The organism is Pantoea sp. S18 (genome assembly GCF_045689705.1).
In the GTDB taxonomy this organism is placed as follows: domain Bacteria; phylum Pseudomonadota; class Gammaproteobacteria; order Enterobacterales; family Enterobacteriaceae; genus Pantoea; species Pantoea symbiotica.
In genome coordinates, this window is the sequence record NZ_CP142688.1 from 584523 (window position 1) to 599731 (window position 15209).

13 protein-coding genes are annotated in these 15209 nt (G+C 56.2%); 4 read left to right on the top strand and 9 right to left on the bottom strand.

What is annotated here, in order from left to right; translation table 11 throughout:
- Window positions 1-124: 124 nt before the first annotated feature.
- Entirely contained in the window at window positions 125-1159 is a 1035-nt protein-coding gene (locus VIJ98_RS02600) for a permease (protein WP_323272114.1), read from the top strand.
- Here VIJ98_RS02600 and nrdG read toward each other — a convergent pair.
- Both nrdG and nrdD read right to left on the bottom strand, forming a co-directional pair.
- Window positions 1052-1618 (bottom strand): anaerobic ribonucleoside-triphosphate reductase-activating protein, encoded by a 567-nt coding sequence (gene nrdG, locus VIJ98_RS02605; protein ID WP_323272115.1) that lies wholly within the window; start codon window positions 1616-1618, stop codon window positions 1052-1054. The two genes, VIJ98_RS02600 and nrdG, sit on opposite strands and share 108 nt — an antisense overlap.
- Window positions 1615-3753, bottom strand: a complete 2139-nt coding sequence (nrdD, locus tag VIJ98_RS02610) for an anaerobic ribonucleoside-triphosphate reductase (RefSeq protein ID WP_323272117.1) — start codon at window positions 3751-3753, stop codon at window positions 1615-1617. The genes nrdG and nrdD overlap by 4 nt, the downstream gene beginning before the upstream one ends.
- A 393-nt stretch (window positions 3754-4146) precedes the next feature.
- On the opposite strand from nrdD, the gene VIJ98_RS02615 reads away from it, so the two are divergent.
- Entirely contained in the window at window positions 4147-6531 is a 2385-nt protein-coding gene (locus VIJ98_RS02615; protein ID WP_323272119.1) for a family 20 glycosylhydrolase, read from the top strand.
- Between the two features lie 67 nt (window positions 6532-6598).
- Here VIJ98_RS02615 and ridA read toward each other — a convergent pair whose 3' ends face one another.
- From ridA to argF, 4 genes are all read right to left on the bottom strand, one after another.
- Window positions 6599-6985, bottom strand: coding sequence for a 2-iminobutanoate/2-iminopropanoate deaminase (ridA, locus tag VIJ98_RS02620; protein ID WP_061718232.1), 387 nt, complete (start codon window positions 6983-6985; stop codon window positions 6599-6601).
- Window positions 6986-7063: 78 nt separating this feature from the next.
- Entirely contained in the window at window positions 7064-7528 is a 465-nt protein-coding gene (gene pyrI / locus VIJ98_RS02625; RefSeq protein ID WP_007886734.1) for an aspartate carbamoyltransferase regulatory subunit, read from the bottom strand.
- 11 nt (window positions 7529-7539) lie between these two features.
- Complete coding sequence (gene pyrB / locus VIJ98_RS02630; RefSeq protein WP_176970202.1) at window positions 7540-8475, bottom strand: aspartate carbamoyltransferase; 936 nt, start codon at window positions 8473-8475, stop codon at window positions 7540-7542.
- Window positions 8476-8718: 243 nt separating this feature from the next.
- Entirely contained in the window at window positions 8719-9726 is a 1008-nt protein-coding gene (argF, locus tag VIJ98_RS02635; protein ID WP_154154422.1) for an ornithine carbamoyltransferase, read from the bottom strand.
- A 162-nt stretch (window positions 9727-9888) separates the two neighbouring features.
- Between argF and rraB the strand changes: the two genes are divergently transcribed.
- Complete coding sequence (gene rraB, locus VIJ98_RS02640; RefSeq protein WP_008104254.1) at window positions 9889-10311, top strand: ribonuclease E inhibitor RraB; 423 nt, start codon at window positions 9889-9891, stop codon at window positions 10309-10311.
- Between the two features lie 58 nt (window positions 10312-10369).
- Window positions 10370-11131 (top strand): tRNA isopentenyl-2-thiomethyl-A-37 hydroxylase MiaE, encoded by a 762-nt coding sequence (miaE, locus tag VIJ98_RS02645; RefSeq protein ID WP_323272126.1) that lies wholly within the window; start codon window positions 10370-10372, stop codon window positions 11129-11131.
- Between the two features lie 90 nt (window positions 11132-11221).
- Here the strand turns inward: miaE and VIJ98_RS02650 are convergent, their stop codons facing one another.
- The 3 genes from VIJ98_RS02650 to VIJ98_RS02660 form a co-directional block, all read right to left on the bottom strand.
- Window positions 11222-11725, bottom strand: coding sequence for a GNAT family N-acetyltransferase (locus VIJ98_RS02650; RefSeq protein ID WP_061718228.1), 504 nt, complete (start codon window positions 11723-11725; stop codon window positions 11222-11224).
- Between the two features lie 66 nt (window positions 11726-11791).
- Window positions 11792-14647, bottom strand: coding sequence for a valine--tRNA ligase (locus VIJ98_RS02655; RefSeq protein WP_154154416.1), 2856 nt, complete (start codon window positions 14645-14647; stop codon window positions 11792-11794).
- A 2-nt stretch (window positions 14648-14649) separates the two neighbouring features.
- Entirely contained in the window at window positions 14650-15111 is a 462-nt protein-coding gene (locus VIJ98_RS02660; RefSeq protein WP_008104246.1) for a DNA polymerase III subunit chi, read from the bottom strand.
- Window positions 15112-15209 lie beyond the last annotated feature (98 nt).

Here is a 15209-nt window from a genome sequence, read left to right on the forward strand (position 1 = left end):
TCCGCCCCGGATCAAGTTTGAGCGATTTCCACATGGCGGAATGAAATGACCTGAATAACACTAAGGCCTATCCGCCGCACATCCCAACGCGGCATCGTTATTCAGTTGAATACGGAATTCTGTGATGACCCAACTCTCTTCTCACGCTCCTGCGGCACGCTTCGCCTGGTGGAAACCGCTGCTGTTCCTCGCCGTGGTGGTAATCGGTCTGTGGTATGTCAAATGGCAGCCTTATTACGGCAAAGCCTTCTCTGCCGCCGAAACACACTCAATTGGTAAATCGATTTTGGCCAATGCAGCAGACTCACCGTGGCGCGCGGCGCTCGATTACGCGATGGTCTATTTCCTCGCCGTGTGGAAAGCGGCGGTGCTCGGCGTGATCCTCGGCTCGCTGGTGCAGGTACTGATTCCACGCGCCTGGCTGCTGCGTCTAATGGGCAGCTCGCGCTTTGGCTCGACGCTGATGGGCACTGGATTAGGTTTGCCAGGCATGATGTGCAGCTGCTGTGCAGCGCCGGTGACAGCAGGCTTGCGTCAGTCGCAGGTTTCCAGCGGCGCGGCAATGGCGTTTTGGCTGGCCAATCCGCTACTCAATCCCGCCACGCTGATTTTTATGGGCTTTGTGCTCGGCTGGAATTTTGCGGCGATTCGGCTGGTGGCAGGTTTGATGATGGTATTGGGCATCGCGTGGCTGGTGCAGCGCAGCGTGCCGGATCAGGCCGTTGCCGCGCCCGTTATACCGGCTCGCGATGAGCAGCCGTTTCTGACGCGCTGGCTGCAAGTGATGTGGCGACTGTTCTGCAACACCATTCCGCTGTACATCGTCGCGGTATTGTTGCTCGGTGCCGCGCGCGTTTGGCTGTTCCCACACGCGGATGGCGCGGTGGGCAATACGCTGTTTTGGGTGATATTGATGGCGATTGCTGGCTGTCTGTTTGTGATTCCCACCGCTGCGGAAATCCCGATTGTGCAGACCATGATGCTGGCGGGCATGGGCGTTGCGCCCGCGCTGGCGTTGTTAGTCACGCTGCCCGCCGTGAGTGTGCCGTCGTTATTGATGCTGCATCGCGCCTTTCCCGCACGGGCGCTGTGGATCGCGCTGATCGGCGTGGCAGGCAGCGGCATGCTGCTCGGCGTGCTCGCCTTGTGGCTGGCGTAACCACCAAATCTTCTGATTGCGGCTGCCGCGCCACAGCAGCCGCACATCTTTTTCCGCTTCGATAAAACGTCCGTCAATCAGCACATCAATCTCATCCACCACTTCGCGCTGTGCCGCACTGAGTTCCGCCATCTGGTAGCCGGTCCACAGCCAGATATCCTTATCCGGACATTCACGTCGCACGCGTTTCACAAGGCGGCGCACATGCGGCACGTTATGCGGATGCAGGGGATCGCCGCCGCTCAGCGACAAGCCCTGACGCGGAATGCGCCGATCGTTAAGATCGGCGATCAGCTGCTCTTCCATCTCCAGCGTAAAAGGTACGCCGGAATCCAGCCGCCACGTGCTTTGGTTATAGCAGCCGCGACATTGATGTTCACAGCCCGCGACAAACAGTGTGCAGCGCGTGCCGGGCCCGTTAACGATATCGACCGGATAATAGCCATGGATGCGCATCATCCCAGCTTTCCTGTCTCCAGATGTTTAACGCGCCGCTGCACCTCTTCCTGTTTACCGGCGTTAAACGGACGCGCATCCGGGCTGCCGAGATAGCCACACACGCGGCGCGTTACCGATACGCGCGCCGGATCGTGATTACCGCAATGCGGGCAGGTAAACCCTTTGCTGGTGCAGCTGAACTCGCCGCTAAAGCCGCATTCGTAGCACTCATCGATCGGCGTATTGGTGCCGTAATAGGGCACGCGGTGATAGCTGTAATCCCAAACGTCTTCGAGCGCTTTGAGGTTGTGCTGGATGTTGGGGTATTCGCCGTAACAGATGAATCCGCCGTTAGCGATGGCGGGATAGGGCGCTTCAAAGTCGATCTTGTCGTAGGGATTGACCTTTTTCTCCACGTCGAGATGGAAGCTGTTGGTGTAATACCCTTTGTCGGTCACGCCTGCCACCACGCCAAATTCGGCGGCATCGAGACGGCAGAAGCGGTCGCACAGATTCTCGCTCGGCGTGCTATACAAGCTGAAGCCGTAGCCGGTTTCCTCTTTCCAGGCATCCACCGCGTTACGCAGATGGGTAACAATCGCCACGCCTTTTGCCCGCAAGTATTCGGCGTCATACGGATGTACTTCGTTGCCGCTCAGCGCATTCAGCGTCTCATGCAGGCCGATGTAGCCAAGGGAAATCGAGGCGCGGCCGTTGCGGAAAATGGCGCCCACTTCGTCATCCGCTTTCAAGCGCACGCCGCAGGCACCTTCCATATACAGAATCGGCGCCACGCGCGCTTTGGTTTTTTCCAGCCGGGCGATACGCGTCATTAAGGCACGCTTCGCCAGCGCCAGACGTTCATCCAGCAAGCGCCAGAACTGCGCTTCGTCGCCTTTGGCTTGCAGCGCGATACGCGGCAGATTGAGGCTGATGACGCCGATATTGTTGCGGCCTTCGTGAATCTGCTCGCCGTTCTCCTCGTAAACGCCAAGGAAGCTGCGACAGCCCATCGGCGTTTTAAACGAGCCGGTGACTTCCACCACTTTTTCGTAGTTGAGGATATCCGGATACATGCGTTTGCTGGCGCACTCCAGCGCCAGCTGTTTGATATCGTAGTTAACTTCGCCAGGCCGACGATTCACGCCTTCGCGGATAGCAAACACCAGTTTCGGGAATACCGCCGTTTTATGATTTTTACCCAGTCCGGCAATGCGGTTGCGCAGAATGGATTGCTGAATCAGGCGCGCCGCCCAGTCGGTGCCGAGGCCAAAGCCAAAGGTGACAAACGGCGTCTGGCCATTGGCGGTGTGCAGCGTATTCACTTCGTACTCCAGCGACTGAAACGCGTCGTAGCACTCTTTCTCGGTGCGCACGCGCGCATAGGCTTCGGCATCGGGAATCTGCCACTGTTGCGCCACCGCGCGGTGTTTTTCCAGGCTGAGCGTGACGAACGGCGCCAGCACTTCATCAATGCGGTTGATGGTGGTACCGCCGTAAATATGGCTGGCAACCTGTGCGATGATCTGCGCGGTCACCGCCGTGGCGGTGGCGATCGATTTGGGCGGCTCGATCTCGGCATTACCCATCTTGAAACCGTTGGTCAGCATGCCGTGCAGATCGATTAGCATGCAGTTAAACATCGGAAAGAACGGGGAATAGTCGAGATCGTGATAGTGGATGTCGCCGCGCTCATGTGCCAGCACCACATCGCGCGGCAACAGTTGCTGCTGAGCGTAATGTTTAGCGACGATGCCGGCCAGCAGGTCGCGCTGGGTTGGAATCACTTTGCTGTCTTTATTGGCGTTTTCGTTGAGCAGCGCCGCGTTGGTTTGCTCCACCAAACCGCGAATGGCGTGATGCAGTTTACCGCGCTGTTCACGCGCTAGATCGCGGTCATGGCGATATTCGATATAGGCGCGTGCCAGCTGCGGCCAGCGTCCGCTCATCAGCGTCTCTTCCACCGCGCACTGAATGTCGCGGATATCCACTTCGGCCTGTTCAGCCAGCTGCTGGCTAACCTGCGCCGCCACTTGCGCGCACCAGGCCGTATCATCGATTTGTGCCGCACGCGCGGCCGCGCTTACTGCCGCCTCGATCCGCTGCGCATCAAACGGCACTCTGCAGCCGTCACGCTTAATCACCACCGTCGCCATTTCTTCTCCATTAAACTATATGTAGATAATTTTAAGGAGTGTAATCGCTATATATGGTATTTACGCAGTAATTAATCGCGTCGCAATTGACTTACAGCAAGGAAGCCACAACCAAGTTCGAAAGCTATACAATGGTTAATTTTGCGTTATACCTAAATACTTTGAGTTGCAGGAAGGCGGCAAGTACGTGAGTCCTTAGGAGCTTACTGAAGTAAGTGACTAAGGTGAACGTGCGTAGCCAACGCACCTGCGGCTCGAAGTATGACGGTATAAAATACAAAAGTTTTAACCCGCCTTGATTTCGGTTTGTCGCCACTTGCTTTGCAAAGCGAAACAGGTTTAATGGGCCTTTTGCCCATTTTGGTCCGCTGTTTCATTTACAAGGATGCCCAAATGCCATTGCAGAGAACCTTGCTTGCCTGTTGTTTATCCATGACTTTTTCCGCCTTCGCCGCGCCCGCCGGAGATTTACCGCTGATGCCGTGGCCACAAAGCGTGGTGCAGCCGAGCGGCGGCGGGGCGTATGCTTTAACACCGCAGCTCACGTTGCATATCTCGGGCGATCATCTGGAAGGTGCTGAATCGCGCTGGCGCGCGCGCATTGCGCGGCAAACCGGCTGGCCGCTGCTGCCAGCCAGCGCATCCAGCGATCATCCCAACATTCAAGTGCAAATCGCGCAGGCGGTTGATCCGATTCCCCAGCCGGACAGCGACGAAAGTTATCATCTGCTGGTTAACAGCGACGGCGTGTTACTGAAAGCCAACACGCGCTTTGGTGCGATGCGCGGCATGGAAACCGTGCTGCAGCTGATTGAAAACACCGAAAACGGCACCGAAATCCCCTACGTCACCATTGACGATAAACCGCGCTTTCCGTGGCGCGGTGTGCTGATTGATTCGGCGCGCCACTTCCTGCCGATTGAAACCGTTAAGCGGCAAATCGATGGCATCGCCGCTGCGCGTATGAACGTGTTTCACTGGCACTTAACCGACGATCAAGGTTGGCGTTTTGCCTCCAGCCACTATCCGCAGCTGCAGGAGAAAGCCAGCGACGGCTTGTACTACACGCAGCAGCAGATGCGCGATGTAGTGCACTATGCCACGCAGCGCGGCGTGCGCGTGGTACCGGAAATCGATCTGCCTGGTCATGCCTCGGCGATCGCGGTGGCGATGCCGGAGCTGATGAGCGCGCCGGGCCCGTATCAGATGGAGCGCGGCTGGGGCGTGTTTAAGCCGCTGCTCGATCCCAGCAACGAAGCAGTATTCCGCTTTATCGACACCTTAATGGGCGAAGTAACGGCGATCTTCCCCGATCCCTACATTCACATCGGCGGCGATGAGGTCGATCCAAGCCAGTGGAATGATTCCACGCGTATTCAGCAATTTATGCGCGACCACGGCCTGAAGGATACGCATGCGCTGCAAGCCTGGTTTAACCAGCGCGTTGAGAAAATCCTTGAAGCGCATCAGCGCCGCATGATCGGCTGGGATGAGGTTTACCATCCTGATCTGCCAAAAAGCATTCTGATTCAATCGTGGCAAGGACAGGATGCGTTGGGCACCGTGGCGAAAAACGACTTCCGCGGCATTCTCTCCACCGGTTTCTATCTCGATCAGCCGCAAACCGCCGCCTATCACTATCGCAATGAACCCTGGCCGCAAGGGCTTAACGGCGCGGATCAGGTGCAAATCGGTGAGCAGACGCAGAGCTGGCAATTCACCATGCCGCGCCTGAAAGGCAGTGCGCTGAAAGGCAGCTTTACGCTGATTGAGGGGAAAAACGGCTGGCGCGGCTTTATCGATTTCAGCGGCAAAGCACGTCGTATGGTCAGCGATATCCGCTGGCTGTCGCCTACGCAACTGACCTTCAGCGTCGATACATGGATGGGACCGTTCCAGCCGATGGTGACGCTGACGCAAGACAAGCTGACCGGTTATATGCTGGTGGGCAACGTACGTTATCCCACGGAAGGCAGCAAGCTGGCGCAAGTGCCAACCGGCATTGCGCCATCATTGCCGACGCCGGAGCAGATGCAAAACAACCTTATTGGCGGCGAAGCGGCGCTGTGGGCGGAGAACGTTAATAGCCGGGTGATTGATACGCGCCTGTGGCCGCGCGCTTTTGTGGTGGCTGAGCGGTTATGGTCGGCAAAGGATGTCACCGACAGCGATAACATGTATCAACGCCTGAGCGCGGTGGATCGCTGGGGCACCATTTCAGTCGGTTTGCAGCAGCATCAGCAGGCTGAAGTGCAGATGATGCGACTGGCGAACAGCAGCGACATCACGCCGTTACGTATATTGGCCGAAGTGCTGGAACCGGCGCAGTACTACACGCGCCAGCATCTGAAATTCCAGGCGGGACATTACGACTATTTTGAACCGCTCAATCGTTTGGCGGATGTGTTGCCTGCCGAGAGTAACGCGGTGCGTTTGCTGGATAAGCAGGTTGATCGCTTGATCGCCAATCGCGCCGATCACGCGGCGGCGCATGCCATCCGTCAGCAGCTGCAGCGCTGGCAGAACAACAGTGATGCGGTGATGCCGCTGATTCTGGGTAGCTATCAGCTCAAGCCGCTACAGCAGCAGGTGCAGCAAGTGACAGAACTGAGCCGGATGGGGCTGGATTTGGTCAACGCGCTGGAGCGTAATCAGGCGTATGGCGCAGGCGAAGTGGCGCAGATGCATACGCAACTGGACGCGGCAGCGCAGGTGCAGGATGAAACGGTGCTGGCGCTAGTGCGGCCGCTGGAGAAGTTACTGCGATCGTTTAAATAACAGAGGTCGCCATTAATGGCGACCCTACGAAAAGCGTAGGGTGCGCATTTATGCGCACCGCGATCAATCAACGACGAACCGCAATCGCCTCAATCTCAATCTTCACATCTTTCGGCAGACGCGCCACTTCCACGCAAGAACGCGCTGGGAAGCTGGCGTTGTGCTCGGTGAAGAACGCTTCGTAAGTTGCGTTCACCGTGGCGAAGTCATTCAGATCCTTCACAAACACGGTGGTTTTCACGATATCGCCCACTTTCAGGCCTGCGGCTTCGACAATCGCCTTCACATTTTCCAGTGATTGACGTGCCTGCGCAGAAACATCGTCGGCAACGGCGCCAGTGGCGGGATCAACCGGGATCTGGCCTGACGTGATGATCATACTGCCGAGATCCACGCCCTGCACGTAGGGGCCAATCGCTGCGGGTGCGTTTGAAGTACTGATTTCGCGAGACATTGTTTCTCCTTGAAAGTGCGCGGCCGACCGATGTCCGCCGCGAAATGAATCGTCCCATTATAGGGACGACGCAGGCGATTACCAGTGACCGAGCACCACGTGGCGCGCGAACTCTTTCTCGCAATATTTGCACTTCAGATGTACATCATCTTCGCGCTTTTTCACCGCAAAGCTGGTGAACACCGGCTCGTTGCGGCTGATGCAGTTGCTGTTCGGGCAAGTCAGCACGCGGTCAATACGATCCGGCAAGGTTGGGGCGATCTTCGCCACCACTTCGTATTCGTCAATGCGGTTCACCGTGGCGAGCGGCGCATACACCGCCAGCTGATTGATCTGATCGTCGGTCAGAAAAGTGTTTTCGATTTTGATCAGATCTTTGCGGCCCATCTCGCCCGAGGGCAAGTTGAGGCCGATGGTGATGCGCTGATCGGTTTCGGTCAGACGAAACAGCGACAGTAACTTAAAGCCGACCTGCGCCGGGATATGGTCGATCACCGTGCCGCGTTTGATGGCTTCAACCTGCAATTTATTATCGTGTGTCATCGCTTTGCTCCTTACAGTGCCAGTTCGCGATTCAGTACCAGCGCCAGCAGTGCCTGGCGAGCGAAGATGCCATTTCCAGCCTGCTGGAAATACCAGGCGTGCGGCGTGCTATCCACGTCGGTGGTGATCTCGTCAATACGCGGCAGCGGATGCAGCACTTTCATGTTGTCGCGCGCACCGGCTAAATCGGCGGCGCGCAGGATGAACTGCGCTTTAACGTTGGCGTATTCCGACGGATCGAGGCGCTCTTTCTGCACGCGCGTCATATACAGAATGTCGAGTTGTGGCATCACTTCTTCGATGGTGTCGTGGCGCGACCAGGCAATGTTCTGCTCATCCAGCATATCGGTGATGTACGACGGCATCGCCAGCGCATCCGGCGCGATAAAGAAGAAGCGGTTGCCATCAAACTTCGCCAGCGCCTGCGTCAGTGAATGCACGGTGCGGCCATATTTCAGGTCGCCGACCATCGCCACATTCAGGTTATCGAGGCGGTTTTGCGTTTCGCGGATGGTGAAGAGATCGAGCAGCGTTTGCGTCGGATGCTGGTTGGCACCGTCACCCGCGTTGAGAATCGGAATGCCGCCGGAGAATTCCGTCGCCAGACGCGCCGCGCCTTCCTGCGGATGACGCATCACAATGGCATCGACGTAAGTACCAATCACCGAAATGGTATCGGCGAGGGTTTCGCCTTTCTTGCCGAGCGAGGTATTGCTGCCGTCGGCGAAGCCCACCACCGACGCACCGAGACGATGCATCGCAGTTTCAAACGACAAGCGTGTGCGCGTTGAAGCTTCAAAGAAGCAGCTGGCGATCACGTTGTGTTTCAGCAGCTCCGGCTGGGGATTGGCTTTCAACTGGGCAGCGGTATGCAGCACCAGCTCCAGCTCGTCGCGGTTGAGATCGTTGATGGAAATAATGTGCTTGCGATATAGCGGGTTGGCCATAGCGTTCTCCTCTGCGCTGCCGGATTGCGGACAAAAAAAAGCCCCTGCTTAAGGGGCTTTTTTTACGATCGATTGATGACGGAAAGAAACAGATGCGCCGCCCGCTGTCAGGCGTCGTTGAGCGTCAAATTGTGCGCTGCGCTGTTGCATGTTTCCTCCGGCAAATTGGGCCGCATTATACGCATTCACTGATTTGCATCAAGCAAATATCGCGCACGAGGTAAACGTTTGCGGCGCGACCAATCATAGCTTGCCGAGTGTCGCCACCATCACCGCTTTAATGGTGTGCATGCGGTTTTCAGCCTGATCGAACACGATGCTGTGCGCAGATTCAAACACCTCATTACTCACTTCCATGCCATCCTGCAAACCGTACTGCTCGGCCATTTGCCGGCCCAGCGTGGTTTTGTCGTCATGGAAGGCAGGCAAGCAGTGCAGGAACTTCACCTGCGGATTGCCGGTCAGTGCCAGCATCGCGCTGTTAACCTGATAAGGACGCAGCAGAGCGATGCGATCTTCCCACACCGATTTGGCTTCGCCCATCGACACCCACACATCAGTGTAGATGAAGTCGGCACCTTGCACGCCTTCGGCGATATCTTCGGTTAGGGTGATTTTGCCACCGGTTTGCTGCGCGGCCACGCGGCATTGCTCGACCAGTTCCGCTTCCGGCCAGCAGCCTTTTGGTGCCACCAGACGCAGATCCAGGCCGACCAGCGCAGCGGCTTCCAGCATGCTGTTACCCATGTTGTTACGCGCATCGCCAACGTAAACCAGCGTCATTTCATTCAGCGCTTTACCCGGCAAATGTTCCTGCATCGTCAGCAGATCGGCCAGCAGTTGCGTGGGGTGGAATTCGGTGGTCAGGCCATTCCATACCGGCACGCCAGCGAATTCTGCCAAGGTTTCCACCAGTTCCTGACCGTAACCGCGATATTGAATACCGTCATACATGCGTCCCAGCACGCGCGCGGTGTCTTTCATTGACTCTTTATGGCCGATTTGGCTGCCACTTGGGCCGAGATAGGTAACGTTAGCGCCCTGATCGTAAGCGGCAACTTCGAAAGAGCATCGGGTACGAGTCGAGTCTTTTTCGAAGATGAGCGCGATGTTTTTGCCTTTCAGGTATTGCGTTTCGCTGGCATTTTTCTTTGCGTGTTTTAATTCACCTGCCAGACTCAGCAGAGAATCGATTTCGGCTGGGGTGAAATCCAGCAATCTCAGGAAATGTCTTTGATGTAGCTGACTCATACAGCGCTCCGGGTGCCCACATTAAAATGAATTAAAATTCAATCTAACCGTATGAATATGCATTTTCAACCCCAGCGTTAAGAAACTTGTTGTTTTGTGTAGTGGCGCGCGAGGCAGTGTGGGAAAATAATTGTATTCAGCCGAATATTTGAGGACACACCCATGGCATATGAAGCATTGCTGGAAGAACAGCGCGAAGAGACGCGACTGATCATTGAAGAGTTGCTGGAAGACGGCAGCGATCCAGATGCGCTTTACACTATCGAACATCATCTCTCCTGCAACAACTTTGACTCGCTGGAGAAGGTCGCGGTTGATGCCTTCAAACTGGGCTACGAAGTCAGCGAGCCAGAAGAGCTGGAGCTGGAAGATGGCACCACCGTGATGTGTGTGGATATCCTGAGCGAAGGCGCGTTGAAGCCTGAGCTGATTGATGCGCAGGTTGAGCAACTGGTGAATCTGGCGGGCAGCTACAACGTCGATTACGACGGTTGGGGCACCTACTTTGAAGATCCTGATGCCGAAGATGAAGACGACGATGGCGAGTTCATCGACGACGAAGAAGACAACGGTGTGCGTCACTAAGCATTAATGGGCGGCGCTCGCCGCCCTGAAACCTCTCCCCGTAAGACAAAGACTGCCCATGAATTACGCTCCGCTATTAGAACCGATCTATCAATTCCTGCATTGCCGCACGCCACAAGCGTGGATTGATGAAGCGCGCAAGCCGGAAAATCTGACGTTGTTGCTCACCGATCACATGGTTTGCGAATTAAAGGCCGCGCAAACTGCGGTGTTTATCATCCGTAAATACGTGGCGGATAAGCCGAGTGGTGATGCCATTCTGGCGTGGCTCAAGCCGTATGAAGATTTTATCTACCGCGATGAGCAGGACAGTAACTTTATCAATGCCCACAAGAATCTGACCAAAAGCATTATCGTGCGCAACGAACTGCCGTGGGCCGACGATCTGGTGGAGATGATGGTGCTGCTGGTGAAAGAGGAGCTGCATCACTTCTATCAGGTGTGGGAGATCATGCAGTCGCGCGGTTTGCCGTATCGCAAAATCACCGCAAGCCGCTATGCCAAAGGTTTGATTCGCGAAATTCGCACTTATGAGCCGGAAGCGCTGGTGGATAAGCTGATTTGCGGGGCGTACATCGAAGCGCGTTCCTGCGAGCGTTTCGCCAGTCTTGCGCCTTATCTGGATGAGCAACTGGAGAAGTTCTATATTTCGCTGCTGCGCTCGGAAGCGCGTCACTATCAGGATTACCTGAAGCTGGCACAGCAGATTTCGCCGAAGGACATTGCCCCGCGCGTGCAGGTGTTTGGTGAAACAGAAGCACGCTTAATCAGTGAGCCGGATGGCGAGTTACGCTTTCATAGCGGTGTGCCGGCGGTTTAAGCAATGGCTGCTTCCTGGTGCGCATGAATGCGCACCCTACAAAAAACCGGCTATAAACCGTAGGGTCGCCATTCATGGCGACCTCAATCATCACAACACCTTCAACATCCGCACTTCACAATCCACATGCCCGGTACAACCCATCGCGCTATCAATCAGCTCAAACCCCAACGACTCGTACAGCTTAATCGCACGCGTCAAACTGCCAGTCGTCTCCAGATAGCAACGCTGAAAACCCCGTTGACGGGCAAATTCCATGGCGCGCAGCGCCAGATCGCGCGCCAACCCTAAGCCGCGCACCTGCGGCAGGAAATACATCTTCTGCAGCTCGCAGATATCCGGCGCGCTACACGCCAGCGGAGCAACGCCGCCGCCGCCCACCACCACACCATCATGTTCCACAATCCAGTAGGCGCTATTGGCTTCGCTGTAGAGTTCGAACAGGCGATCGAGATGGGGATCGGACACGGTGTAGCCTTTGTCCGCCGTCAGGCCAAATTCAGCTGACACATCACGGATCACCTGCGCGATCAGCGAGTTATCGGCAGCGGTAATGGGGCGCACCTTTAAATTGATGGAGGCGTCGGTGGTCATCATTATCTTCCGGTATAAAAAAGCCGGGCAGTGCCCGGCTTCGATTAAGCAGTTGGACTGAAGCGCTTACAATGCCGCAATCACGCCCTGCTGTTCAAACAGTTTTGCTTTTGATTGCTCAAGCTCAGCCACGCGCTCACGCTCTTTCGCGACAACCGCTTCCGGCGCACGTGAGACGAAGCCTTCGTTCGCCAGCTTGGTCTGGATCTTCTCGATTTCGACATCAAGTTTCACCAGCTCTTTCGCCAGACGCTCCAGCTCGGCTTCTTTGTTGACCAGATCCGCCATCGGGATCAGCAACTCAGCGCCTTCAACAATCTTGGTGACCGAAACCGGGCCTTTCTCGCCCGCAGGCAGAATGGTCAGGCTTTCCAGACGCGCCAGACGCGACAGGAAGGTGCGGTTCTCTTCTACGCGACGCTGAGCGGCGGCAGAGCAGTCACGCAGCAGCACGTCGAGCGGCTTGCTTGGTGCGATGTTCATCTCAGCACGGATATTACGCACCGCAACGATCGCCTGCTTCATCCACTCGATATCGGCCTGCGCCTCGGCATCCTCTTTCGCCGCTTCATACTGCGGGAACGGCTGCAGCATGATGGTATCGTGGTCGATGTTTTTCAGACCTTTCACACGCTGCCAGATGGTTTCGGTGATGTAAGGAATGATTGGATGCGCCAGACGCAGCAGCGCTTCCAGCACGGTGACCAGCGTATTACGCGTACCGCGCAGTTCCGCTTCGCTACCGCTGGTCATCACCGGCTTGGTCAGCTCCAGATACCAGTCACAGAACTGGTTCCAGGTGAAGTCGTACAGAATGTTGGCCGCGATATCAAAGCGATAGCTATCCAGCGCTTCGCGATAGGCTTTCACGCTGCGGTTGAACTCGCTCAGGATCCAGCGATCCGCCAGCGACAGCTTCATTTCGCCGCCGTTTTGGCCGCAATCCTGCTCTTCGGTATTCATCAGCACGAAGCGGCTGGCGTTCCACAGCTTGTTACAGAAGTTGCGGTAACCTTCGAGGCGCTTCATATCCCAGTTGATGTCACGACCGGTAGACGCCAGCGCGGCGAGGGTAAAGCGCAGCGCATCGGTACCTGAAGGCACGATGCCGTCCGGGAATTGCTTCTCGGTACGTTTGCGGATCTTCTCAGCCAGCTGCGGCTGCATCATGTTGCCGGTACGCTTCTCCAGCAGATCTTCTAGCGAAATACCGTCAATCATATCCAGTGGATCGATGACGTTGCCTTTCGACTTGGACATCTTCTGGCCTTCTTCATCACGGATCAAACCTGTCATGTAGACGGTTTTGAACGGCACCTGCGGTTTGCCGTTTTCATCTTTGATGAAGTGCATGGTCAGCATGATCATGCGCGCAATCCAGAAGAAGATGATGTCGAAGCCGCTCACCAACACGCTGGTTGGATGGAAGGTACGCAGCGCTTCGGTGTTCTCTGGCCAGCCCAGCGTCGAGAAGGTCCACAGACCGGACGAGAACCAGGTATCCAGCACGTCGTCGTCCTGGCGCAGCGCCACGTCGGCGGCCAGATTGTTTTCCTGGCGCACTTCGTCTTCGGTGCGGCCAACATAGACGTTGCCGTCGTTGTCGTACCATGCTGGGATGCGATGTCCCCACCACAGCTGACGTGAAATACACCAATCCTGAATGTCGCGCATCCATGAGAAGTACATGTTTTCGTACTGCTTCGGCACGAACTGGATGTCGCCGTTTTCTACCGCTTCAACCGCAACTTTCGCCAGCGGTGCGGTGCGCACATACCATTGGTCGGTCAGCATTGGCTCGATCACCACACCGCCGCGATCGCCGTAAGGCACGGTCAGGTCGTGCGGTTTGATCTCTTCCAGCAGGCCGATCTCATCAACGGCAGCAACAATCGCTTTACGCGCGGCGAAACGCTCCATCTTCTGGAACTGTGCCGGGATGTCGTCGGCGCACTCGTCGCTGACTTCGCCATTGGTGTCGAATACTTCCGCGCGCTCGCGGATATCGCCATCAAAGGTCAGAATGTTGATCATTGGCAGCTTATGACGACGACCCACTTCGTAGTCGTTGAAGTCATGCGCAGGGGTGATCTTCACGCAGCCGGTGCCTTTTTCCATGTCAGCGTGTTCATCGCCAACGATCGGAATGCGACGATTCACCAGCGGCAGGATCAGCTCTTTGCCGATGAGATCTTTGTAGCGTGGATCTTCCGGGTTAACCGCGACGCCGGTATCGCCCAGCAGGGTTTCCGGACGCGTGGTCGCCACCACCAGATAATCTTTGCCTTCAGCGGTTTTCACGCCGTCAGCCAGCGGATAGCGGATATGCCACATCGAGCCTTTGCTCTCGCGGTTTTCCACTTCCAGATCGGAGATGGCGGTACGTAGTTTTGGATCCCAGTTCACCAGGCGCTTGCCACGGTAAATCAGGTTCTCTTTGTACAGGCGGACAAACACTTCGCGCACCGCGTTGGACAGGCCTTCATCCATGGTGAAGCGCTCGCGCTCCCAGTCAACCGAGTTGCCGAGACGACGCATCTGGCGCGTAATAGTGCCGCCAGATTCCGCTTTCCACTGCCAGATTTTGTCGATGAACGCATCGCGGCCATAATCCTGGCGCGTTTTGCCCTCTTCAGCGGCGATTTTACGTTCTACCACCATCTGCGTAGCGATACCGGCGTGATCGGTACCGGCCTGCCACAAGGTATTTTTACCCTGCATGCGCTGGTAGCGAATCATGGTATCCATGATGGTCTGCTGGAAAGCGTGACCCATATGCAAGCTGCCGGTGACGTTCGGCGGCGGGATCATGATGCAAAAGCTTTCCTGGCTGGTATCGCCATTCGGTTTAAAGTAGCCCTGCTGTTCCCAGTGCTCGTAGAGCGGCTGCTCGATATCTTGCGGGTTATATGTCTTTTCCATTTCTACACTGTCGTTTGCGGCGAGGGTGGCGTCGCCGTATTCAATTGGAAACCAACGCTGCGATAGGCTTTGTAGCGATCGCGCGCCAGTTGTTTTAGGGATTCTTCATAAGGAACGAAGTCTATCACTTCATGGAAACCAGTAGCAAAATCTGCGAACTGTGGCAGAAGGCTGATCAGCAGATCGCGCGGTGAACTGCCGCGACGCTGTGGCCAGGCCAGCTCAACCGGCGCGCCGTAACGCGGGCCTTCACCGGCGAGGTTATGCGGTACAAAGGCGTTGGCCGGAAGCTGCCAGAGCGCTTCATCCAGCCGATTGGCTTGTTCTTCGTTTTCGCAGGCAATCAGGATGCGTTTGCCGTCACGCCAGCGTGTCTCGGCAAGAGAGCACACCAATGCTTCGATGGCGGTTAAGCCGTCGCTGGCGCTCTCAGACTCCATCACATAGAAAGTGGCGTTTTTCATGGCGGACTCATTTCCATAAATGACAGTGGGGCGCATTGTGCGTCATCGGGTTTCGTGCGTCCAACAATAAGGTCGCCATAAATGGCGACCCTACGGAG